We start from the raw sequence: 21,299 nt of genomic DNA, 5'->3' as shown, positions 1-21,299 counted from the left end.
GGCCGCGACATGAAGATATCGACTCAAAACGCGAGTCACGCTCCAAAGTCCGGACTGACTCAACTGTCACATGCCATTTTGGCGAGTCTGGGTATTCCCACGTTTGACTCTGGATTCGACCTCCAACCTACAAATGGACTGGTCATTTTTATTGTTGACGGATTGGGGCAGCTATTGCTCGATGAGCATCAGTTCCATGCACCATTCCTGAAAACACTGCTTAGCACAGGTCGGTCCTTTGGAGTCGGATTTCCTGCCACTACCGCGACCAGTTTGGCTTCCTTTGCTCTCGGGCAAGGAAGCGGCCAGCACGGCATAGTTGGGAGCCGCTTTGCGTTGAATAATCGGACCGCATTTTCCCCATTGTCATGGCAAATGAGCAGTATTGGTCGTACTCAAACAAGCGGCACTCATTCAGCTGAACTTCCGATTCTTGCGATTGAAAAGACAGCTTGGGAAACTGCCGGCGAACTGGGTCTGAACATAGAATGTATACTCCCGTTAAAAATAGCTAACTCCCGTTACAGTAAAGCCATTTATAAAGGTGTCACAATTACTCCCTATATGGACTATTGGCACTGTGGTTTTAAAATTAGGGGGGCGCTAAAAAAATCGTCGCGACGGTTGATTTACGTTTATCTGGGTGAGTTGGATTATGCGGGTCATGTCTATGGCACGGACTCAGAAGCCTGGTTCGATAGTTTGCGGCAGGTAGACACTCTGATTGCCTCAACGGCCAGCGCGCTTGCTAGGGGAACAAAACTACTAGTCGCCGCCGACCACGGCATGACAACCCTTTCTTCCGAAGCTACTTTCGACTTTGATACCGACCCTGGTCTTCAAGAGGACGTGGCGTGGATTGCGGGTGATATTCGTGCCCGGCACATTTACACAGAGGCTGGAAAAACGAGTGCTGTATTGGAGCGCTGGAAGAACAAACTCGGTGACGATTTTATGGTGCTTCCTCGCAGTCAGGCGATTAATGAGGGTCTGTTCGGGGGGGCTGTGAGAGTCTCCTTTGAACAGCGCTTGGGAGATTTGATTGTATATCCGACAGGACGGGGTGGCATCGTCCAGAGCCTTACGGAAAAAAACCAAACGTCATGGAAAGGGCATCACGGGGCTTTGACTGAAGAGGATCAGCTTTCTCCGCTTTTGATTTACTCCAAAGGATGATCCCATAGGCCGTGGCTCGCCCTCAGAGCCACGGACCTACCTATTCAACCAACGATAGGCTGTTCTGATGCATAAAATTCGCAGGAGTTGGTGACGCGTATTTTTAACCAGCGGTCAAGCAGCTTAAATCGCACCCGGTAGGGACTTGCACTAGGTCTCTTCCCCTTTCGGCTTTTTGATTAGCCATGTGTCGCAGGCGTGATCCCGGATCCAAAAGCTGAGTCATCTGATTTATGCTCCAGCTTTCTAGATAGCACTTGGAATCCAGCTCATGCCCGACTTGACGCCATACCCCATCACCCAAAAATGGCCCGCCCAATACCCGGAGTGGCTCCAGCTCTACTCCCTGCCAACTCCCAACGGCGTGAAGGTTTCGATCATGCTGGAAGAGATCGGCCTGCCCTACGAGCCCCACAAAGTGGACTTCGCCAGCAATGACCAGCTGTCGCCCGAGTTCCTTTCCCTGAACCCCAACAACAAGATCCCGGCGATTCTCGATCCCCATGGGCCGGGGGACCAGCCGTTGGCGTTGTTCGAGTCAGGGGCGATCCTGATTTATCTGGCGGACAAGAGCGGACAGTTGCTGGCCCAGGAGTCGGCGGCGCGCTACGAGACGATCCAGTGGCTGATGTTCCAGATGGGTGGGATCGGGCCGATGTTCGGGCAGTTGGGGTTCTTCAACAAGTTCGCCGGCAAGGACTACGAGGACAAGCGGCCACGGGATCGTTATGTCGAGGAAAGCAAGCGCCTGCTCAAGGTCCTCGATGGCCGTCTGCAGGGGCGGGACTGGATCATGGGCGAGCGCTACACCATTGCCGATATCGCCACGTTCCCCTGGGTGCGCAACTTGATCGGTTTTTATGAAGCCGGTGATTTGGTGGGTATCCAGAACTTCCCCAATGTGACGCGAGTATTGGAGCGCTTCCTGGCGCGGCCGGCCGTGGCCCGCGGGTTGAAAATTCCGGAATGAGCAAGCCGACGACCAGCCGATTCGATTACAAGCAACTGGATGTGTTCAGCGATGTGCCGCTCAAGGGCAATCCGCTGGCGGTGGTGCTGGGGGCCGATGGGCTCAGTGACGCGCGCATGGCTGCTTTCGCCAACTGGACCAACCTCAGCGAAACCACGTTCCTGTTGGCGCCGCAGCACCCGGAAGCCGATTACCGGGTGCGTATTTTCACCACTTCCACCGAGTTGCCATTTGCCGGGCATCCCACCCTGGGCAGTTGTCACGCCTGGTTGGAAGCCGGCGGCGTGCCGAAAGGGCAGGAGATCGTGCAGGAATGTGGCGTCGGCTTGGTCAGGATTCGCCGCAGCGATCATGGGTTGGCGTTCCTCGCGCCGCCCTTGCTTAAGTCCGGTCCGCTGGACGCCGAGCTGCTGGAGCGGGTGCGCAAGGGGCTGGGGCTCGCAGCCGAGGCGATTGTCGAGGCGCAATGGGTCGACAACGGTGCCGGCTGGCTGGCGTTGATGCTCAAGGATCGCCAGCAAGTCCTGACGCTTGAGCCCGATTACTCTCAGTTGCTGGATCTGGCCGTGGGCGTGATCGCACCCTGGGATCGGGCCGTGGATGGCGATGAGGCCCACTTCGAAGTGCGCGGCTTCATTGCCGGTGATGGCATGCCCGAGGATCCGGCCACCGGCAGCCTGAATGCCGGGCTCGCCCAATGGATGCTGGGCAAAGGGTTGGCGCCTGCGTCCTACGTGGTCAGCCAGGGATTGACGATGGGCCGGGCCGGACGAATTCATGTCGAGCAGTTGGGGCAAGAGGTCTGGATTGGTGGCGCCGTCGTGACGTGCATCAATGGCTCGTTGGCCTTGTGAGGCGATTATTACCCGGCGGGTAACACTCTGTTTTCCAGCGGGCGTTTGTGCCCTGGCTGGCCAGGGCATAAGCTTTGCCCCCTGTGATCGAGCAGCATTTTTTGCCCAGGAGTCTCATGTCCAGCCAGTTCCCTGAAGCCCGTCCACGCCGCCTGCGTCGCAATGCAAGCCTGCGCAGCCTGTTCCAAGAAACCGAGTTCACGTTGAGCGATCTGGTGCTGCCGATTTTCGTCGAAGAAGAAATCGATGATTTTGTGCCGATCAAGAGCATGCCCGGCGTGTTGCGCATTCCTGAGTCGAAGCTGACTGGTGAGATCGAGCGCTATGCCCGTGCCGGCATCAAGTCGGTGATGACCTTTGGGGTGTCCCATCACCTGGACAATGATGGCAGCGACACCTGGAGCGACCGCGGCCTGGTGTCACGCATGGCCGGGATCTGCAAGGACGCGGTGCCGGAAATGATCGTGATGTCCGACACCTGTTTCTGTGAATACACCGACCATGGTCACTGCGGCGTGCTCCACGGCGATGAAGTGGACAACGACCGGACCTTGGTCAACCTGGGCAAGCAAGCCGTGGCGGCGGCCCGCGCCGGTGCCGATGTAATCGCGCCATCGGCGGCCATGGACGGTCAGGTCCAGGCGATTCGCAAGGCTTTGGATGACGCCGGTTTCAGCCAGACGGCGATCATGGCCTATTCCACCAAATTCGCCTCGGCGCTGTATGGGCCGTTCCGCGAGGCCGGCGGCAGCGCGCTGAAAGGCGACCGCAAGAGCTACCAGATGAACCCGATGAACCGCCGCGAAGCCTTGCGCGAATCCCTGCTCGACGAGCAGGAAGGTGCCGATGCGCTGATGGTCAAGCCGGCCGGTGCCTACCTCGACATCATCCGTGACATTCGCCAGGCTTCGAACCTGCCGCTGTCGGCCTACCAGGTCAGTGGCGAATACGCGATGATCAAATTCGCCGCCCAGGCCGGCGCCATCGACGAAGCCCGCGTGGTCCGCGAGAGCCTGGGCGCAATCAAGCGGGCGGGGGCGGACCTGATCTTCACCTACTTCGCCATGGACCTGGCGCTGAGCGGGATCTGATCCCGCGCTGCTTCTGCCTGCATCAACAATGTTGCCTGTGCCGCCGCCATCGCGAGCAAGCTCGCTCCCACATTGGTTTTGGGGTGTATGGGCGATTTAGGTACACCGCCGTTCTCCTGTGGGAGCGAGCTTGCTCGCGATAGCGGTGGGTCAGCTTGCATCAATGTTGGCTGTGCCGCCGCCATCGCGAGCAGGCTCGCTCCCACATTGGGCATAGCCCGCATCCACTTTTGATCGTATGGTTGCTCCGGAATAATGAAGCGATGGAGCACCATGCAATTCAACCGAATGATGATCAGCCTCGCGGCGTTGCTGGCCCTGGTCGGTTGCGGCAGCCGTCAGGCCCAGGAACCCGAGCGCCAGCCCGCTGAGGTCAAGAAGCAGATTGTGCAGCTGTTGCCGGCCAAGACGGTGGATCGCGAAGGTTGGGCGACGGACATCTACGTGGCCTTTGCGGCCCAGCAGATTTCCTCCACGACGCAGAATATCTGCGCAGTCCTGGCGGTGACCGAGCAGGAGTCGACATTCCAGGCCGACCCGCCGGTGCCGGGGCTGGGCAAAATCGCCCGTCAGGAAATCAACCGCCGTGCGGCGAAGGTGCACATTCCGGAGCTGTTGGTCAGTGGCGCGCTCCAGGTGCGTTCGCCCAATGGCAAAAGCTACAGCGATCGGCTCAACGCGGCCCGTAGCGAGAAAGAGCTGAGCGGAATTTTCGATGATTTCATCGGCATGGTGCCGCTGGGCAAGACCCTGTTTGGCGGTTTCAATCCGGTGCACACCGGTGGGCCGATGCAGGTCAGCATCGCGTTTGCCCAAGCCAATGCGCGGGATTATCCCTACACAGTGGATGGCTCGATTCGTCGCGAAGTGTTCAGTCGCCGTGGCGGGATGTACTTCGGTATCGCGCATTTGCTGGGCTATCCGGTGAGCTATACCGAGCCGTTGTATCGTTTCGCCGATTTCAATGCCGGGTGGTACGCCAGTCGCAACGCGGCTTTCCAGCATGCGGTGAGTGTGGCGTCGGGCATTTCCCTGGCGCTGGATGGCGATCTGATCGCGCACGATTCAATCATGCCGGGCAGTACGGAGCTGGCGGTGCGCACGCTGGGCAAGTCGTTGGGCCTGCGCAACCCGACCATTCGTGATCAATTGGAGCAGGGCGACAGCCTGGCGTTCGAGGACAGCAAGCTCTACAAGCGTGTGTTCGAACTGGCTGAGCGGGCCGAGGGCAAGCCGCTGCCACGGGCGGTATTGCCGGGGATCGTGCTCAAGAGCCCGAAGATCACGCGCAAGCTGACCACGGCGTGGTTTGCCAAGCGGGTGGATGAGCGTTATCAGCGCTGTATGACGCGGGCGTCTGGGCGCTAGCCAGGCGTTGGGGCATGAAAAAGCCCGGCGGATGAGGCCGGGCTTTTATTGTGATGGGTTTGGTTCGGGAGTGTTCTGGAACGGTGTGTCGGGTGAACTGCGCAGCGGTTCCGTGAAGGTTGCGGCCGCTGCGCACTGGAGCAAGCTCCCTTGCCACTTGGTTTGTTGTCGATCAATTGTTACGGTCAAGCTACTCATGCGTGGTTTTCGATCAGACGATCGGAGCCGCCTTCAGCGACACGGTTTTCGATCAGACGATCGGAGCCACCTTCAGCGACGCGACGTTCCAGCAGGCGATCAGAGCCGCCTTCGGCGACACGGTTTTCGATCAGGCGATCAGAGCCGCCTTCAGCGACGCGGTTTTCGATCAGACGATCGGAGCCACCTTCGGCGACGCGGCGTTCCAGCAGGCGATCAGAGCCACCTTCGGCGACACGGTTTTCGATCAGGCGATCAGAGCCGCCTTCAGCGACGCGGTTTTCGATCAGACGATCGGAGCCACCTTCGGCGACGCGGCGTTCCAGCAGGCGATCAGAGCCACCTTCGGCGACACGGTTTTCGATCAGGCGATCAGAACCGCCTTCGGCGACGACGGGTTGCGAGGAGGCGGCAAATACGTTGGCGGCCAGTACGGAGAAAGCGAGGCTGAGGATGACTTGGCGTTTCATGATGGTGTGCTCCGGGGGTGCAGTTGTTTGTGTGGGGCCATTGTTGTCCCGGGCGATCATCAAGAGAACTTCATTGGCATGATGGTGAACATCGACGGCAGTGATAGCTCGTCAGTGCATCGATGCCGGTTGATCCAGCGAGGCGACGCCACGCCGTGCGCATCGTCCTGCGGGTGGAACACTGCCAGGTTTGTGGGCTCTACCGGGTAACCCACAGGCAGGAGGCAAGTTCATGTATCAGTTATTCGGTTACAGACAATCCGGCTCCGCGGCGGTGGAGATTGCCCTGGATCTTTGCGATGTGGCCTATCGGCGGGTCGATGCCTATTCGACGCAGGACAGCGACGCCGCGAAAGCGCTCGAGGCGCTCAACCCGCAGAAACAGGTCCCGACCCTGCAGTTGCCGGACGGCTCGGTGCTGACCGAGGCGGCGGCGATCCTGATTCACCTCGGGCTGAACTATCCCGCCTCGAAGCTGCTCCCTGACGATGCAGCCCAACGTGCGCAAGCCATACGAGGGCTGGTCTATATCGCGGCCAATTGCTACACGCCCATCGGCATCATCGATTTTCCGGAACGCTGGCTGGACGATGCGGACGAAGCGACTCGGCAGCGCTTGGTATCGGGCACCCAGCAACGGCTGTACCGCAACTGGGCGCTATTTGCCGACCAGTTCCCGGCCCAGCCGTTTCTCGGCGGTGCCGAGCCGGGGGCGCTCGATATCCTGGCGGCGGTGATCACGAAGTGGAGAAACACGCGGGAGGCCATGCTGAACGCCCGTCCGGAGTTCTACGGATTGTTGGAGCGCATCGACCACCATCCGCGCGTTGCACCGATGCTGTCGTTGCATTGGCCTTTGTAGGAGCTGTCGAGCGAAGCGAGGCTGCGATCTTTGCGCTGACGCTTGAATCTCAAGCGAAAGATCAAAAGATCGCAGCCTTCGGCAGTTCCTACAGGTCAAGGACACGCCTTGCGTACAGCCGCCTGCTCAACCAGGTCGACAAATTGCCGGACGTTTTGCTGATGCGCCGCCACCAGTTCGTCGATGCTGGCCCCCGCCGGTGTCTGCAGGCTGCTGCGACAGGTGAGGGGGCGGGCGTCGCTACCCAGGTTGCGCAGGCGCCATTGCGCGTCCATGCGGGCATAGCGTCCGGGGATCGAGTCAAAGCGCTGCACGTCCACCCGCAGCGATGATTTCGGCGCGCCAGGGTTGCTCAGTTGTTCGTCCAGGCTGCTGTGCAGTTCATCTGAAAGGCTGGCGCCCCACCATTCGGTTTCCAGGATCGCCAACCCGCTGTTGCCCTGGCGAATGACCATCTGGGTGCGATCCACCTGGGGCGGGACGCTCACCTGTTCGATCTGGATGTCCACGCCGGCGCGTGACTGGCCTGTCGGCTGAGCCGGACTCAGGGTGTGGTAGTGAATCGGATCGCTGCGACAGGCACCGAGCAGCAGCGCCACGGCAACCAGGGTGAATTTCAGCGTCAGTGGCATGGGACGGGCTCCTGTGATCATTCTTTCACCGGCAATGTGAGGTTCTGTGCCGGTGCGTCCTTGGGACGACCGCGAAGCAGCGATTCGGGATGGCGACTCAGGTAGTCCGACAGTTCGCGCAGCGAGCGCGACATGCGCCCCAGGTCATCCAGGGTCTGGGTCAGTTGTTCGCGTTGCGGTGAATCTTCGGCCAGGGTCGAGTTGGCCGATTGCAGGGTCTTGCTGACGTCCTGCAAGGTGCTTTGCACGCCTGGCAGGGTCTTGCGGTTGAACTGGGCCAGGCCTTTGCGCAGCTCCACCAGGTTGCCATCCAGGTTGCCGGCGATACTCTCCAGCGGCAGTTTGTTGATTCGCTCGACCATCGTCTGCAGTTGTTCCTGCAATTGCTGGAGGCTGCCCGGGAGGGTCGGGATACGCACAGGGCGGGCGCTGGGGTCGAAGGCCACTTTTTCGGCTTTGGGGTAGAAGTCCAGCGAGATGTACAACTGCCCGGTCAGCAAGTTGCCGCTGCGGGCCTGGGCGCGCAGGCCACGATCGACGAAACTGCCCATCAGGCGGGCAGAGGCGGCTTCGTCCTCCGGGTCGTGATTGAGCGTCTTGAGCAGTTTTTCATGGGCCTTGCCCAGGCGCTGAGGGTAGATCACCACGCCGACGTTGAGCGGAAAGCTGCGTTGCTTTTCATCGAAGTCGAGGTTGATGGCCACCACCCTGCCGACCTCCACGCCGAGGAACTCTACCGGCGCACCGACGCGCAACCCGCGCAGTGCCTGGTCGAATCGAAGGGCCAGGTATTGGCCCTTGCCATCGGGCGGGGCGAGGGCGCTTTGCTGATCGGCAAACAGTTCGAAGGTCTTGTCTTCGCTGGCGGCGGTGTCGTTGGGGTTGTATTCCGGCGCCCGGAACGCAATGCCGCCCAGCAGCAAGGCCGAGAGCGATTCGGTCTTGACGGCGAAACCGTTGGCACCGACGTTCACGTCCACGCCGCTGACGTTCCAGAACCGAGTGTTTTCGGTGACATACACATCGTTGGGTGCGTTGACGAACACGTCGATGTTGACGCCTTTGCCGTCGGCGTCCAAGGCGTAGGACACCACCTGGCCCACCGGGATCTTGCGCAGGTACACCGGAGAGCCGATGTCCAGCGAGCCGAGGTCCTGGGAGTGCAGGGTGAAGCGCTTGCCCGGTTCGCCGTAGGTGATTGGCGGCGGGGCTTCCAGGCCGGTGAAGGATTTGGCGCGCACTTTCGACTGGCCGGCGTCGGCGCCGATGAAGTCACCGGACAGCAGCGTGTCGATCCCCGAGATCCCGCCGGCCCCGATGCGCGGCCGTACGACCCAGAACACCGAGTCTTCGTGAGTGAAGGTGTCGGCGGTCTTGGCGAGCTTGACCGTGGCGGTGACGTTCTTCTGGTCCTCGCTCAGTTGCACGTCGGTGACTTGGCCGATGACCACGTTGCGGTATTTCACCTGGGTCTTGTTGGCGGTCAGGCCCTGGCCGGTCTTGAAGGTGATGGTGATGGTCGGACCTTCCTGCAGCCAGTTGTGGACCACCAGGGAAACACCCACCAGCACCGCAATGATCGGCACGATCCACACCAGCGACACCGTCCAGCGGCGGGTGGTGACGTGGGCCTGGCCGGGTACGGGTTGTTGCCCGTCAGTGGCTTGCGACTTCATCCATGACCTCCTCGGATCGTTGGGTGTCCCAGATCAGCCGGGGGTCGAAACTCATGGCCGACAGCATGGTGAACAGCACCACGAGGCCGAAGAACAGGATGCCCGGTCGCGGTTCGATATCGCTCAGTGCCTGGAACTTGACCAGGGCGGCCACCAGGGCCACCACCAGCACATCGAGCATCGACCAGTAGCCAATGACTTCCACCAGCCGGTACAGCTTCGCCCGCTGGAGCTGGGCCCAGGTGCTGCGCCGCTGTGCGGTCACCAGCAGCAGGGTCAGCACCACGAACTTGATGCCGGGCACCGCGATGCTGGCGATGAAGATGATCAGGGCGATGTCCCAGGCGCCGCTTTGCCAGAACTCGATGACACCGCTGATGATGGTGCTGTCGGCGCCTTCTCCGAGCATCTGGGTATTCATGACCGGAAGCAGGTTGGCCGGAATGTAGAACACCAGCGCCGCGAGCATGTAGGCCCAGGTGCGGGTGATGGCGTCGGGTTTGCGTCGGTGCAGGGCGGCATCGCAACGCGGGCAGGTTTGGGGTTCGTCGCTCATGTCGCAGGCCAGGCCGCAACTGTGGCACAGGCACAGGTTCAAGTCGCGGGCGTCTGGCGGGGTGTCCAGCGGCTGGCCGTTCATAGGCTGTCCCACAAGTCACGGACATCGCGTCCGGCAATGCGGATCATCAGCAGGCTCAGGGCCGCCAGGGCGAACAGGCCGATGCCCGGGAGTACGTCCAGCAGGCCGGCGAGCTTGATCACCGCCACCAGCGCGCCCAGCAAGCACACTTCCAGCATGCTCCAGGGTCGCAGGGTTTCCAGGCTGCGCATGCACAGGCTGAACCCTGGTGCCCGTCGCTGGAGGTAGGCATGCCCCAGCACCCAAAGCAGCAGCGCCAGTTGGAAGGCCGGTGCAATGATGATCGCCACCGCTGTCACCAGGGCGATGAAGGTGATGGGGCCCTGGCTCAGCGCCACGATGGAGTCCCATAACGTCGCACTGTTGCTCAGGCCCTGGAGGCGGATGCTCATCACCGGGTAGATGTTGGCGAAAGCCCACAGCACCGCGGCGGTCACGCTCAGGGCCAGGCGTTGTTCGATGGTCAGGCCGTTGTAGCGCTGGATAACCGCGTGGCAGCGCACGCACGCGGCTTTCTGGTGCGGGGCGAGCACAACCGGCTCGTACACCGCATCGCAATGTTCACAAATGATCAGTCGGTCGGTGGCGGCCATTGGGATGCTCGCAGGAACAACCCCTTCAATATAGAAGTGTGTTGAGAATGAGCAACCCGCCGGCCGGGATCATTCGCCGCGAATGTATTGCTCCAGTTGTCGGATCAGATCGGCCTGTTCGGCGATCGCTTCCTTGACCAGGTCGCCGATGGACAGCAGTCCGACGAGCTTGCCGTCTTCTACCACCGGCAAATGGCGCAAGTGCTTTTCGGTCATGATGCTCAGGCAGGTCTCGACATTCTGGTGCGGGTCGATGGTGATCACCGGGGATACCATGATGTCGCTCACTTTCGTGCCCACCGACGAGCGACCGTGCAGGACCATTTTGCGGGCGTAGTCGCGCTCGCTGATGATCCCCAGCACTTTGTCGTCTTTCACCACCAGCAAGGCGCCGACGTTCTTCTCGGCCATGCGCATCAGGGCCTGCAATACCATGTCGTCCGGTGAGATGGTGTGCACTTGCTGGTTCTTGTCATCTTTCATCCGGAGCAACTGCGCGACGGTTTTCATGGGGAAGCCTCGGGGTGTTGTTTTTGCTGGTTGTTAAAGCATCGTAGACCCAACGGCGCAGAGCAAGCGGTAAAGCGGCGGCCAATCGTCCAAAAGCGTCATTGCCGGTGAATTTACCACCGAAGTGACGCCATGCACCCCTGTGGCGAGGGGAGTCCCTCTGTGGGAGCAAGGCTTGCCCGCGATGGCGCCGGCGCGGTCTCCCAGAGGAAACGGGGCGCCTGCATCGCGGGCAAGCCTTGCTCCCACAGAAGGATAAATCCCCTCGTCACAGGTAGAATCGCGGCACACGCAAAATTCGAGGTTGCAGCGGTGGATTTACAGCAGGGCTTCGTCCTGACCCGGCATTGGCGCGATACCCCGGCCGGCACCGAAGTCGAGTTCTGGCTGGCGACCGACGCCGGTCCCCGGCGCGTACGCCTGCCGGTGCAGACGTCGGTGGCCTTTGTGCCGCAGGTCCAGCGCGGCCAGCTTGAAGCCTTGCTGCAAGGGGAAAAGGACATAGAGCTGCGCCCCCTGGACCTGCTGGATTTCGAGCATCGTCCGGTGTTGGGCCTGTATTGCCAGCAACATGCCCAGTTGATGCGCCTGGACGGCACCTTGCGCCGCGCCGGTGTGGAGGTGTTCGAAGCGGACATCCGGCCACCGGAGCGCTACCTGATGGAGCGTTTCATCACCGCCCCGGTGTGGTTCGGCGGTACACCGGCCGCCGATGGCCTGCTGGTCGATGCCCAGATGAAACCAGCGCCCGACTACCGTCCACCGTTGCGCCTGGTGTCCCTGGACATCGAAACCACCGCCCAGGGCGAATTGTATTCCATTGCCCTGGAAGGCTGCGGCGAGCGCCAGGTCTACATGCTCGGGCCGCCTAATGGCGACGATACTGGTGTGGATTTCCAGCTGGAATACTGCGAATCGCGCACGCTGCTGTTGAAGAAACTCAACGACTGGTTCGCCCGTTTCGACCCGGACGCGATCATCGGCTGGAACCTGGTGCAGTTCGACCTGCGGGTGCTGCATGAACACGCCCGGCGCCTGGCCGTGCCGTTGCGCCTGGGGCGCGGCGGCGAAGAAATGCAATGGCGCGAGCACGGCGCGCGCAACAACCACTTTTTCGCCTCGGCGGCCGGTCGGTTGATTATCGATGGCATCGAGTCCCTGCGTTCGGCGACCTGGAGCTTCTCGTCGTTCAGCCTGGAAAATGTCGCCCAGACGCTGCTGGGGGAGGGCAAGTCCATCGACAACCCGTATCAGCGGATGGACGAGATCAATCGCATGTTCGCCGAGGACAAGCCGGCCCTGGCCCGCTACAACCTCAAGGACTGCGAGCTGGTGACGCGGATCTTCGCCAAGACCGAGCTGCTCAAGTTCCTGCTGGAACGGGCCAGCGTCACCGGCCTGCCGGCGGACCGCAGCGGCGGTTCGGTGGCGGCCTTCACGCACCTGTACATGCCGTTGATGCACCGCCAGGGTTTTGTTGCCCCCAATCTCGGCCAGCGTCCGCCCGAGGCCAGCCCGGGTGGGTTTGTCATGGATTCCCAGCCGGGGCTCTACGAGTCGGTGCTGGTGCTGGACTACAAGAGCCTGTATCCGTCGATCATCCGCACCTTCCTGATCGACCCGGTGGGCTTGATCGAGGGGCTGCGTCACCCGGATGACCCTGAATCGGTGCCGGGCTTTCGTGGGGCGCGCTTCTCCCGAAGCCGGCACTGCCTGCCGGCCATCGTCGCGCGGGTCTCCGAAGGCCGGGAGACCGCCAAGCGCGAGCACAATGCACCGCTGTCCCAAGCGTTGAAAATCATCATGAACGCCTTTTATGGCGTGCTCGGCTCCAGTGGTTGCCGCTTCTTCGATCCGCGCCTGGCCTCGTCCATCACCCTGCGCGGCCACCAGATCATGCAGCGCACCCGCCAGTTGATTGAAGCCCAGGGCCATGTGGTGATCTACGGCGATACCGACTCCACCTTCGTCTGGTTGCGTCGTGCCCATGGTCAGGAGGAAGCGGCGAGGATTGGTCGCGAGTTGGTGGCACACGTCAACCAATGGTGGCGTGAGCAGGTGCGTGCCGAGTTCGGATTGGAAAGTGCGTTGGAGCTGCAGTTCGAAACGCATTTCAAGCGCTTTCTGATGCCGACCATCCGGGGGGCCGAGGAGGGCAGCAAGAAACGCTACGCCGGGCTGGTGACCCGCGCCGACGGCAGCGACGAAATCGTCTACAAGGGCCTGGAGACCGTGCGTACCGACTGGTCGCCGCTGGCCCGGCAGTTCCAGCAGGAGTTGTACGGGCGGATCTTCCACCGCAAGCCCTACCAGGATTATGTGCGCGATTATGTGCAACAGACCCTGGCCGGTGCGTTCGATGAGCGGCTGGTCTACCGCAAGCGCCTGCGGCGGCCGCTGGACGACTACGAACGCAACGTCCCACCCCACGTGCGGGCCGCGCGGCTGGCCGATGAGTTCAACCAGCGCCAGGGCCGTCCGCGGCAATACCAGAATGGCGGCTGGATCAGCTACGTCATCACCGTCGCCGGCCCCGAGCCGCTGGAAATTCGCAGTGCGCCAATCGATTACGACCACTACGTGACCAAGCAGCTACAGCCGGTGGCGGACGCGATCCTGCCGTTTGTGGACGATGATTTTTCGACGTTGGTGGGGGGGCAGATGGGGTTGTTCTGAAGTTCCCAGGTATTCAGGCCGAGCTGTGATCAAGGCCTATCCCCTGTGGGAGCAAGGCTTGCCCGCGATGAAGACGACGCGGTGTCCTGGGGGGAACGAGGTGTCCGCTCGCGGGCAAGCCTTGCTCCCACAGAAAAACTCCATCACCACAGGTCGGTGTGAATCCCAGGATTGGATGTCAAACCATCGCCAGCCGCTGCTTGCCCTGGGGCTGGGGAAATATCAGGTCGAGGGCGGCCAGGTCCTGAGGCTCGAGCCGGAAGTTGGCCGCCTCGGCATTCAAACGTACATGCTCGGGTTTCACCGCCTTGGGAATGGCAATCACATTGTCCTGACGCAGCAACCACGCCAGTGCGATCTGCGCCGGCGTTGCGCGATGGCGTTCGGCGATTTGTCCCAGGGTGTGATCCTTGAGCAGGTGCCCGCCCTGGCCGACCGGGCAGTAAGCCATGATCGGCATGCGCTGTTGCTGGCACCAGGGCAACAGGTCGAATTCGATGCCACGTTCCTGCAAGTTGTACAGCACTTGATTGGTGGCGCAGGTCGGCGAGGCCAGCTCCTCAAGGTCATCGACGTCAAAGTTCGACACACCCCAACGGCCGATCTTGCCTTCTTCGCGCAGGCGCTCAAACGCTTCGACGGTTTCTTCCAAGGGGTACTGCCCGCGCCAGTGCAACAAATAAAGGTCGATGTAATCGGTGTCGAGCCGGCGCAAGCTGCGTTCGCAGGCCAGGGGGATGCCTTTGCGACTGGCGTTGTGGGGGTAGACCTTGCTCACCAGGAAAACCTGGTCGCGCAGGCCAGTGATCGCTTCGCCGACGACGGTCTCGGCGCCGCCTTCGGCATACATCTCCGCCGTGTCGATCAGGGTCATGCCCAGTTCGATCCCCAACCGCAAGGCCGCTACTTCTTTCTTGTGATGGGACGGTTCTTCACCCATGCGCCAGGTGCCCTGGCCAATTACCGGTACGGACACACCCGCCAATTCCAGCGTCCTCATGTCTATCTCCTGTTTTTTGAGCTTTGACGTGTGGCAGCAGGATAGACCAAGTGTTCACGCATTGATCGTTCCCATGCTTTGCGTGGGAATTCAACCGGGAGGCTCTGCATCCTCAAAGCGTAACGCAGAGCGTCACAGAAGGTGTTCCCCACGCGCAGCGTGGGAACGATTCGGCGAGGGGGTTATTTGGCGGAGAACTTCAACACCATGGTCTGGGTGTAGGTCTGGCCTGGATCAAGCCGCGTCGAAGGGAAGTTCGGCTGGTTTGGCGAATCGGGGTAGTGCTGGGTTTCCAGGGTGAACGCGCCCCAATGCGGATAGACCTTGCCTTGCTTGCCCTTGACGGTGCCGTCGAGGAAGTTGCTGGTGTAGAACTGCACGCCAGGCTCGGTGGTGTAGAGCTGCAGGCGGCGTCCGGATTCGGTGTCATACACCTCGGCGGCCAGTTTGGTCACGTCGCCCTTGGCGTCCAGCGCCCAGTTGAAATCGAAGCCGCCCTGTTTCGGTTCGGCGAATTTGAGTTGTGGGTGATCAGCTTTGATATGGGTGCCGATGGCGGTGGGCTGGGTGAAATCCATCGGTGTGCCGGCCACGGGGGCCAGTTCGCCGGTGGGAATGAGTTTGCCGGTGACCGGCGTGTAGTGGGCCGCGTTCAAGGTCGCGACCTGCTCGAGTATGTCGCCGTTGCCTGCGCCGGCCAGGTTGAAATAGCTGTGGTTGGTCAGGTTCAGCACCGTGGGCTTGTCGGTGGTGGCCTTGTACTCGATGCGCAACTCGTTCTGTTCGTTGAGGCTGTAGGTGACGTCGGTTTTCAGCGCGCCGGGAAAGCCCATCTCGCCATCGGGTGACAGGTAGGTCAGGGTGACGCCCACCGAGTCCTTGGCATTATGGGGCTGGGCCTTCCAGACACGCTTGTCGAACCCTTGCGGCCCGCCGTGCAAGGAGTTGCCATGGTCGTTCTGCGGCACTTGGTAACGCTTGCCGTCCAGCTCGAAGGCGCCATCGGCCAGGCGATTGCCGAAGCGGCCGATGGTCGCGCCGAAATACACGCTGCCGTTCTTCTGATAGCCCTGCACATCGTCGAAGCCGAGCACGATGTCGGCGGCCTTGCCGTTTTTGTCCGGCACGCTCAATGACTGGAGGATGCCGCCGTAGGTGATGACCGTAGCCTCCATGCCATGGCTGTTGCGCAGTATGAATTTTTCCACCGCTGTGCCGTCGTCGGTCTTGCCGAATGCACCGCGTTCATTGGTCAGGCCGGCAGCCTGGGAAGCCGAGGTGGCGATCATCAGAGACACTCCGAGGGCCGTGAGCAGTTGTCTGGATTCAAGCATGGTATGACCTTCCTTCCTGTTGTTTTGTTGTTGTTTTAACGCGGGTCGAGTCCGTTACTGGTCGGACAGCGATGAAGGCTTTCGTGTCTAGTAGTCTTTCTATTTAAAGGATGAGAAGGGATTTATAGCCAAAAATGAAGATTTATCAATTAAAAAGTAAGACTAATTAGCCAAGAAAGACCTTGCTGAAGGTCGAGGATTTTCTCCGTGCACTGCACTTTTACGACTTTTGCCGCTCTATCCATGGCCTGGAAGCGGTGACCCCCATCGCTTCCCCCTGCCCAGATTGAGACTCGATGGCCGGTGTTTTTTCTTCTGTGACGAGGTTGCGCCGTGCCTGCATGGCAGGGTTGGTCGGTGTGTCGCTGCTGTTTGGCGGCGGCTGCAGCCATCAACAGGGGCAGGACATGGTCACGCAGTTCAGCAATGCCAAGCCCCAGGAGTTCTTGCAGACCAGTGTTGACCGCATGGCTACGTTGGCCATGCACGACAACCTGCAAAGCCTCTACCTGCTGATGAGCAAGCTTTACCTGCGCAACCCCGAGGAACTGCGCAAATCCGGCTTTCTCGACGCCCGCACCGCGGAAAAACAGGTGCGCATGGCCATTGAGCAGCAACAACCCTTGCCGACCTTGGGTGGCAAGAAGGACCTGGCCGCCCTGAGCTATGCCATGAGCCCGGAGTTTCTCGGTGACCGGGTCGGGGCGTTCATCTATGCCATCGGCAGCATGCTGGTCACCGCCCATGGCAATCGCCTCGAGTTCTACATGACCGACACCATCGATCCGCGTTTTGTCAGCAATGCGGCGCGCAACATCGAGAAGGCCACCTGGCTGCTCAGCCAGCGGCAGAATAAGGACGGCACGCCGTTGCTGTTTTCCAATGAGATTTCGGAGGAGGGCAGCAACCTGAGTTTCGCCGTGGAGTTCGGCAAAATCGTCGCCCGATTGGACCTGCTGACCCAGATGCTCGACGAGCGCTACCGGCGTATCGGCTTGAATTATGCCCAGAGCCTGTTATTCCTCAACTTCCTGCCGGTCCAGTGAAAAGAGAGAAAAGGAATAAAGATAGATCACATCGATATAGGGAGTTATAAGAAAAATCGCTATGCTCGCGGCCAGATTTTTCATGCGGTCGTGCTGAGACGGGTTTAATGGATTTCGGTAATGTCGGTTTAGTCGTTGCGGGTCTGGTGGTCGGTTTCATCGTTGGTATGACCGGCGTCGGCGGTGGTTCGCTGATGACCCCGATCCTGTTGTGGTTTGGTATCAACCCGGCGACAGCGGTGGGTACGGATCTGCTGTACGCGGCCATTACCAAGTCTGGCGGTGTACTGGTTCATGCCAAGAACCGCAACATCGACTGGGCCATCACCGGTTGGCTGACGTTGGGCAGCGTGCCGGCGGTCGGCTTGACCCTGTGGTTCCTCAGCAGCCTGCACAGTTCGCCCGACGCCATGAATGCGGTGATCAAGCAAGCCTTGGGCTTTGTGTTGTTCGCTACCGCCCTGGCCATCCTGTTCAAGAAACGCTTGCTGCAATTCGCCCACGACCGTGCCGGCGGTCACTACAACCCCTCCGGTACGCGTCTCAATGTGCTCACGGTCATCACCGGTCTGGTGTTGGGGACGATGGTTGCGTTGACGTCCATCGGCGCCGGCGCCCTGGGCACTGTCGCGTTGTTCATCCTCTACCCGTTCCTGGTCACCAAGCGCCTGGTGGGCACCGAGATCGCCCATGCCGTGCCGCTGACCCTGGTCGCTGGCCTGGGCCATGCGAGCATGGGCAACATGGATTGGCACATCCTGGGTTTCCTGCTGATCGGTTCGTTGCCGGGGATCTACCTGGGCAGTCATTTGTCGGGACGTATCTCCGACGAGCTGCTACGCCCCTGCCTGGCGGTGATGCTGGCGATGATCGGGTTCAAGTTGGCGTTCTGAGTACCCAGTTCGAAAATAAATCTATGGGTTCTCACCGATCCAATGTGGGAGCGAGGTGGCTCGCGATAGCGGTGTGTCAGCCAAATTGATATCGACTTGCAAATCGTCATCGCGAGCAAGCTCGCTCCCACAACAGTCCCTCGCCAAACTCTCGTACCAAAATTGCTTTTCCTTTCCTGTGGTTGCGCAATGATCCCCCTGGCCTAAGCTTCAAGGCAGGCAGGCGCAGTATCGAGCGACTCTCGCGGAACAATCGCCGCCCTGTGCAATCAGTACAGCGTAAATATCAAAAGGAGAGGCGCATGCTCATTCGGTCGTTGACCTTCGCTACCTTGCTGGCCATCGCCGGCCCCCTGTTCGCTGCCGATGGCGACTCACCCTTGGTGGCGGATGCAGGCAGGGCACGTCCCCTGATCGTCATCGCGCCCAGCACAGTCGACCCGGCCTGGGTCAGCCTGAAAAAAGCCTTGGATGAACCGGCGGGCAAGCAGGGTTTTTCCGAGCGCAACATGGTGCTCTACACCGTGCTCAATACCATTGGGCAGCGCGATGGCAAGGATCTGGACCCGCAAAGCACCATGGCGCTGATCCGCTCCCTCAAGCTGGGCGCCGGGGCCCAGACCAAGATCATCCTGGTGGGCAAGGACGGGGAAAAGAAGCTTGAGCATTCCGGGGCGATCGAATTGAAAGACCTCTTCGACACCGTCGATAAGCTCCCCACAGCGGAAAAAGAAGCGACGCCCCCGGCGCCACCTCCCGCGCCGGAGCCTGCACCGGCCAAGGATGCGAAAGGCACCAAGCCTGGCAAGGCAGTCAAACCGACGGAACCGCCGAAACCGTTGGATGATTGATTTCCGATAGCACCGAGGCCGCTTTTGTGGCGAGGGGATTCATCCCCGCTGGGGCGCGAAGCGGCCCCCTCGAACCGGTGTGTCAGGCAGATTGGGGGGCGCTTAGGAGGGCTGCTGCGCAGCCCAGCGGGGATAAATCCCCTCGCCACAGGGGGACTCGTCGTCCTTTATTGAGCGTCCAACGCCATCAGGATCCGATGCGCCGCCTTCACCCGTTCCTCGATCGGGTAGTTCTTGTTGGCAAGCATCACGATTCCCATGTCCTTTCCAGGCACGAATGCCGCATATGCGCCGAAACCGTTGGTGGATCCTGTCTTGTTGATCCAGGCGCCGTCCGGTGCCGGGCGAGGCGGGTCGAGCGGTTCGACTTTTTGCGGAGTCAGGGCCATCTGCGGTGTGTTGCCCGCGAGCAGGTCGTCCAAGGTGAATGGGGCGGGGTAGAACTCCCAGCCCAGCCCTTGATTCATCCCGCCAACCTTGTAGAAACCCGTATGCGTCGTGGCGATGGCTTGCTTCAGTTCCGCGTCCAGTTTTTCAGGTCGCAGGTTGGCCTCGACGAAGCGAATCAGGTCCGTTGAGCTGGTCTTGACCCCGTAGGCTTCGGAATCCAATGCGCCGCTGCCGACTCGCACGGGCTTGCCATCCTTTGCATAACCTTGGGCGTATCGGCCCATCTGATCCTGCGGCACCCGCACATAGCTGTGCTTGAGGCCCAACCCTGGCATCAGCGTGCGCTCCATCACCGCGTCAAAGGGCTGCCCCAGGCTGCGGGCCGCCAGATAGCCGAACAGCCCGATGCTCGGGTTTGAATAAAGCCGCTGGGTGCTGGCCGGGTAGAGCGGCTTCCAGGTCTTGTAGTAATTGAACATCCGGTCTGGGTGATCCGCCTCCTCGGGAAACTGCAGCGGCAGGCCGCCAGCGGTGTAGGTGGCGAGATCGAGCAGGCGGGTGCCCTCCAAGGCGCTGCCGCGCAGCTCGGGTGCAAAGCGACTGGCCGGATCCGCCAGGGACAGTTTGCCCTGGGCCTGGGCATAGGCGCCGAGGGTGGCGGTGAAGGTCTTGCTGACCGAACCGATTTCGAACAGGGTCTGGTCGGAGACCGGTTTTTTCGTGTCCTTGGCGGCGACGCCATAATTAAAGAACTGGCGTTGGCCGTTGTGCGTGATCGCGACCGCCATGCCCGCGATGTCCTGTTGTTTCATCAAGGGCTGGATGACGGCATTGACCGTGTCTTCAATGCGCTCCTGGGCAAAGCCCACGGGCGTCCCGCAGACCAGGAAAAAAGTCCCGGCGAGTATCGATCTGGCAATTTGCATAGTGCAGCGCTCTCGTTGGCCTTCCTTGAGGGGGTGGTCAATCTAGGGCGTTTTTGGCTGCCCGGCAATCCGAGGCTATCGGGCCGAGACGTGTTTCTGAGTCGTCTGATAGCGGCGCGAGAACCTTCCTACAAAACGGCCCGGTTATCCTAGGCGGTCAGACCTCAAGCCAAACCACACAAAGCGGCGGCTGCCGGGTAAACTTGCGCTCTTTCTAAAGGAGTTCCCATGAGTTACTACCAGCCCGGCATTCTCGCCACCCCTGTTCCGCCTCAGGCCCGTCATTTGTTTTTTGCCTTGGAATCGGTCGAGGCACTGCCGGCTGCGCTAGACAAACTCCTGTTGCTGCTCGATGGCCGGGCCGTGGTCGGCTTTGGCGAGTCGCTGATCCAGGCGCTGGGCGCCCAGGTCGATGGCCTGCGGGCTTTTCCTGCGTTGGCTGGCGTAGGCGTGGACAACCCCTCGACCCAACACGCCCTGTGGTGCTGGTTGCACGGTGAAGACCGCGGCGAGTTGATGCACCGTAGCCGCGCCATCGAAGCCGCATTGGCCCCGGCGCTGCGCCTGGTGCAGATGAACGAAACCTTCCGCCACATGACCGGCCACGACCTGACCGGCTATGAAGATGGCACCGAAAATCCGCACGACGAAGCGGCCATCGCCGCCGCCCTGACCCAGGGCGCCGTCGGGGTACGCGGTGGCAGTTTCGCCGCGATCCAGCAATGGCAGCACGATCTGGACGGTTTCGCGGCGATGCAGCCCCATGAGCGCGACAACATCATGGGCCGGCGCCTGAGCGACAACGAGGAAATCGACGACGCGCCGGAGTCGGCCCACGTCAAGCGCACCGCCCAGGAAAGTTTCGCTCCGGAAGCGTTCGTGGTGCGTCGTTCCATGCCTTGGATCGAGGGCGACCGTGCAGGGCTGATGTTCCTGGCATTCGGTTTTTCCCTCGACGCCTTCGAGGCCCAATTGCGGCGCATGAGTGGCCTGGAGGACGGCATCACCGACGGCCTGTATCGCATGAGCCGACCGATCACCGGCGGTTATTACTGGTGCCCGCCGGTGTTGGACGGACGCCTGGATCTGCGTGCCCTGGCCCGGTAAGCGCAGCGGTTTGTGCAAAGCGTGACGTGAACGCTA

General features: G+C 60.9%; 20 protein-coding genes. 11 read left to right on the top strand and 9 right to left on the bottom strand.

Annotation, left to right across the window (positions count from 1 at the left end):
- Positions 1 to 9 precede the first annotated feature (9 nt).
- The 5 genes from AB4N80_RS24155 to AB4N80_RS24135 all read left to right on the top strand — a co-directional run bounded on the left by AB4N80_RS24155 (position 10) and on the right by AB4N80_RS24135 (position 5,459).
- Complete coding sequence (locus AB4N80_RS24155) at positions 10 to 1,176, top strand: alkaline phosphatase family protein (protein WP_354336815.1); 1,167 nt, start codon at positions 10 to 12, stop codon at positions 1,174 to 1,176.
- A 271-nt stretch (positions 1,177 to 1,447) separates the two neighbouring features.
- Positions 1,448 to 2,146 (top strand): glutathione binding-like protein, encoded by a 699-nt coding sequence (locus AB4N80_RS24150; protein ID WP_354336816.1) that lies wholly within the window; start codon positions 1,448 to 1,450, stop codon positions 2,144 to 2,146.
- The gene (locus AB4N80_RS24145) at positions 2,143 to 3,000 is read left to right on the top strand and encodes a PhzF family phenazine biosynthesis protein (RefSeq protein ID WP_460079180.1); all 858 of its coding nucleotides are present in this window, start codon (positions 2,143 to 2,145) and stop codon (positions 2,998 to 3,000) included. The genes AB4N80_RS24150 and AB4N80_RS24145 overlap by 4 nt, the downstream gene beginning before the upstream one ends.
- A 116-nt stretch (positions 3,001 to 3,116) precedes the next feature.
- Positions 3,117 to 4,091, top strand: a complete 975-nt coding sequence (hemB, locus tag AB4N80_RS24140) for a porphobilinogen synthase (protein WP_460079177.1) — start codon at positions 3,117 to 3,119, stop codon at positions 4,089 to 4,091.
- A 273-nt stretch (positions 4,092 to 4,364) separates the two neighbouring features.
- Positions 4,365 to 5,459 (top strand): DUF1615 domain-containing protein, encoded by a 1,095-nt coding sequence (locus AB4N80_RS24135; RefSeq protein ID WP_460079174.1) that lies wholly within the window; start codon positions 4,365 to 4,367, stop codon positions 5,457 to 5,459.
- A 194-nt stretch (positions 5,460 to 5,653) separates the two neighbouring features.
- Here the strand turns inward: AB4N80_RS24135 and AB4N80_RS24130 are convergent, their stop codons facing one another.
- Positions 5,654 to 6,127: a phage infection protein gene (locus AB4N80_RS24130; RefSeq protein ID WP_460079172.1), complete on the bottom strand. Its 474-nt coding sequence runs from the start codon at positions 6,125 to 6,127 to the stop codon at positions 5,654 to 5,656.
- A 232-nt stretch (positions 6,128 to 6,359) separates the two neighbouring features.
- Here AB4N80_RS24130 and AB4N80_RS24125 point away from each other — a divergent pair, with 232 nt between their 5' ends.
- On the top strand, positions 6,360 to 6,989 hold the full coding sequence (locus AB4N80_RS24125) for a glutathione S-transferase family protein (RefSeq protein ID WP_460079169.1): 630 nt from the start codon (positions 6,360 to 6,362) through the stop codon (positions 6,987 to 6,989).
- A 95-nt stretch (positions 6,990 to 7,084) separates the two neighbouring features.
- Here AB4N80_RS24125 and AB4N80_RS24120 read toward each other — a convergent pair whose 3' ends face one another.
- The 5 genes from AB4N80_RS24120 to AB4N80_RS24100 form a co-directional block, all read right to left on the bottom strand.
- Positions 7,085 to 7,621, bottom strand: a complete 537-nt coding sequence (locus tag AB4N80_RS24120; RefSeq protein WP_122568094.1) for a PqiC family protein — start codon at positions 7,619 to 7,621, stop codon at positions 7,085 to 7,087.
- Positions 7,622 to 7,638: 17 nt separating this feature from the next.
- The gene (locus AB4N80_RS24115; protein WP_354336826.1) at positions 7,639 to 9,297 is read right to left on the bottom strand and encodes a PqiB family protein; all 1,659 of its coding nucleotides are present in this window, start codon (positions 9,295 to 9,297) and stop codon (positions 7,639 to 7,641) included.
- Positions 9,278 to 9,937 carry a paraquat-inducible protein A gene (locus tag AB4N80_RS24110; RefSeq protein ID WP_122568096.1) on the bottom strand — a complete coding sequence of 220 codons (660 nt, stop codon included), beginning with the start codon at positions 9,935 to 9,937 and terminating at the stop codon, positions 9,278 to 9,280. Before AB4N80_RS24110 ends, AB4N80_RS24115 begins: the two co-directional genes overlap by 20 nt.
- Positions 9,934 to 10,530 carry a paraquat-inducible protein A gene (locus AB4N80_RS24105; protein ID WP_122568097.1) on the bottom strand — a complete coding sequence of 199 codons (597 nt, stop codon included), beginning with the start codon at positions 10,528 to 10,530 and terminating at the stop codon, positions 9,934 to 9,936. Before AB4N80_RS24105 ends, AB4N80_RS24110 begins: the two co-directional genes overlap by 4 nt.
- Before the next feature lie 69 nt (positions 10,531 to 10,599).
- A complete protein-coding gene (locus tag AB4N80_RS24100) occupies positions 10,600 to 11,040 on the bottom strand; it encodes a CBS domain-containing protein (protein WP_122568098.1) in 441 nt (146 codons plus the stop codon).
- Between the two features lie 312 nt (positions 11,041 to 11,352).
- On the opposite strand from AB4N80_RS24100, the gene AB4N80_RS24095 reads away from it, so the two are divergent.
- Complete coding sequence (locus tag AB4N80_RS24095) at positions 11,353 to 13,716, top strand: DNA polymerase II (protein WP_122568099.1); 2,364 nt, start codon at positions 11,353 to 11,355, stop codon at positions 13,714 to 13,716.
- Positions 13,717 to 13,894: 178 nt separating this feature from the next.
- Here AB4N80_RS24095 and AB4N80_RS24090 read toward each other — a convergent pair whose 3' ends face one another.
- Together AB4N80_RS24090 and AB4N80_RS24085 are read right to left on the bottom strand one after the other, a co-directional pair.
- The gene (locus AB4N80_RS24090; RefSeq protein WP_460079163.1) at positions 13,895 to 14,716 is read right to left on the bottom strand and encodes an aldo/keto reductase; all 822 of its coding nucleotides are present in this window, start codon (positions 14,714 to 14,716) and stop codon (positions 13,895 to 13,897) included.
- Between the two features lie 182 nt (positions 14,717 to 14,898).
- Complete coding sequence (locus tag AB4N80_RS24085; protein ID WP_460079160.1) at positions 14,899 to 16,050, bottom strand: aldose epimerase family protein; 1,152 nt, start codon at positions 16,048 to 16,050, stop codon at positions 14,899 to 14,901.
- A gap of 341 nt (positions 16,051 to 16,391) precedes the next feature.
- Between AB4N80_RS24085 and AB4N80_RS24080 the strand changes: the two genes are divergently transcribed.
- From AB4N80_RS24080 to AB4N80_RS24070, 3 genes are all read left to right on the top strand, one after another.
- The gene (locus AB4N80_RS24080; RefSeq protein ID WP_240998508.1) at positions 16,392 to 17,096 is read left to right on the top strand and encodes a hypothetical protein; all 705 of its coding nucleotides are present in this window, start codon (positions 16,392 to 16,394) and stop codon (positions 17,094 to 17,096) included.
- Positions 17,097 to 17,203: 107 nt separating this feature from the next.
- The gene (locus AB4N80_RS24075; protein WP_122568104.1) at positions 17,204 to 17,989 is read left to right on the top strand and encodes a sulfite exporter TauE/SafE family protein; all 786 of its coding nucleotides are present in this window, start codon (positions 17,204 to 17,206) and stop codon (positions 17,987 to 17,989) included.
- A gap of 302 nt (positions 17,990 to 18,291) precedes the next feature.
- Positions 18,292 to 18,840, top strand: coding sequence for a DUF4174 domain-containing protein (locus tag AB4N80_RS24070; protein ID WP_122568105.1), 549 nt, complete (start codon positions 18,292 to 18,294; stop codon positions 18,838 to 18,840).
- 167 nt (positions 18,841 to 19,007) lie between these two features.
- On the opposite strand, the gene ampC is transcribed toward AB4N80_RS24070, so the two are convergent.
- Positions 19,008 to 20,156, bottom strand: coding sequence for a class C beta-lactamase (ampC, locus tag AB4N80_RS24065; RefSeq protein ID WP_460079156.1), 1,149 nt, complete (start codon positions 20,154 to 20,156; stop codon positions 19,008 to 19,010).
- A gap of 228 nt (positions 20,157 to 20,384) precedes the next feature.
- Between ampC and AB4N80_RS24060 the strand changes: the two genes are divergently transcribed.
- Complete coding sequence (locus AB4N80_RS24060) at positions 20,385 to 21,263, top strand: Dyp-type peroxidase (RefSeq protein ID WP_354336833.1); 879 nt, start codon at positions 20,385 to 20,387, stop codon at positions 21,261 to 21,263.
- Positions 21,264 to 21,299 lie beyond the last annotated feature (36 nt).

The sequence above is a fragment of the Pseudomonas sp. H3_A02 genome (genome assembly GCF_054671965.1).
The sequence above is the reverse complement of the archived record's forward strand: the minus strand, read 5'-3'. Positions and strand labels throughout refer to the sequence as shown.

Excerpts from the sequence above, each read along its gene's own strand:
- AB4N80_RS24125 (WP_460079169.1), top strand. The coding sequence starts at position 6,360 with ATGTATCAGTTATTCGGTTACAGACAATCCGGCTCCGCGGCGGTGGAG.
- AB4N80_RS24060 (WP_354336833.1), top strand. The coding sequence starts at position 20,385 with ATGAGTTACTACCAGCCCGGCATTCTCGCCACCCCTGTTCCGCCTCAG.
- AB4N80_RS24120 (WP_122568094.1), bottom strand. The coding sequence starts at position 7,621 with ATGCCACTGACGCTGAAATTCACCCTGGTTGCCGTGGCGCTGCTGCTC.
- AB4N80_RS24135 (WP_460079174.1), top strand. The coding sequence starts at position 4,365 with ATGCAATTCAACCGAATGATGATCAGCCTCGCGGCGTTGCTGGCCCTG.
- AB4N80_RS24070 (WP_122568105.1), top strand. The coding sequence starts at position 18,292 with ATGCTCATTCGGTCGTTGACCTTCGCTACCTTGCTGGCCATCGCCGGC.
- AB4N80_RS24100 (WP_122568098.1), bottom strand. The coding sequence starts at position 11,040 with ATGAAAACCGTCGCGCAGTTGCTCCGGATGAAAGATGACAAGAACCAG.
- AB4N80_RS24130 (WP_460079172.1), bottom strand. The coding sequence starts at position 6,127 with ATGAAACGCCAAGTCATCCTCAGCCTCGCTTTCTCCGTACTGGCCGCC.
- ampC (WP_460079156.1), bottom strand. The coding sequence starts at position 20,156 with ATGCAAATTGCCAGATCGATACTCGCCGGGACTTTTTTCCTGGTCTGC.
- AB4N80_RS24105 (WP_122568097.1), bottom strand. The coding sequence starts at position 10,530 with ATGGCCGCCACCGACCGACTGATCATTTGTGAACATTGCGATGCGGTG.
- AB4N80_RS24085 (WP_460079160.1), bottom strand. The coding sequence starts at position 16,050 with ATGCTTGAATCCAGACAACTGCTCACGGCCCTCGGAGTGTCTCTGATG.
- AB4N80_RS24145 (WP_460079180.1), top strand. The coding sequence starts at position 2,143 with ATGAGCAAGCCGACGACCAGCCGATTCGATTACAAGCAACTGGATGTG.
- hemB (WP_460079177.1), top strand. The coding sequence starts at position 3,117 with ATGTCCAGCCAGTTCCCTGAAGCCCGTCCACGCCGCCTGCGTCGCAAT.
- AB4N80_RS24075 (WP_122568104.1), top strand. The coding sequence starts at position 17,204 with ATGGATTTCGGTAATGTCGGTTTAGTCGTTGCGGGTCTGGTGGTCGGT.
- AB4N80_RS24110 (WP_122568096.1), bottom strand. The coding sequence starts at position 9,937 with ATGAACGGCCAGCCGCTGGACACCCCGCCAGACGCCCGCGACTTGAAC.
- AB4N80_RS24080 (WP_240998508.1), top strand. The coding sequence starts at position 16,392 with ATGGCAGGGTTGGTCGGTGTGTCGCTGCTGTTTGGCGGCGGCTGCAGC.
- AB4N80_RS24155 (WP_354336815.1), top strand. The coding sequence starts at position 10 with ATGAAGATATCGACTCAAAACGCGAGTCACGCTCCAAAGTCCGGACTG.
- AB4N80_RS24150 (WP_354336816.1), top strand. The coding sequence starts at position 1,448 with ATGCCCGACTTGACGCCATACCCCATCACCCAAAAATGGCCCGCCCAA.
- AB4N80_RS24115 (WP_354336826.1), bottom strand. The coding sequence starts at position 9,297 with ATGAAGTCGCAAGCCACTGACGGGCAACAACCCGTACCCGGCCAGGCC.
- AB4N80_RS24090 (WP_460079163.1), bottom strand. The coding sequence starts at position 14,716 with ATGAGGACGCTGGAATTGGCGGGTGTGTCCGTACCGGTAATTGGCCAG.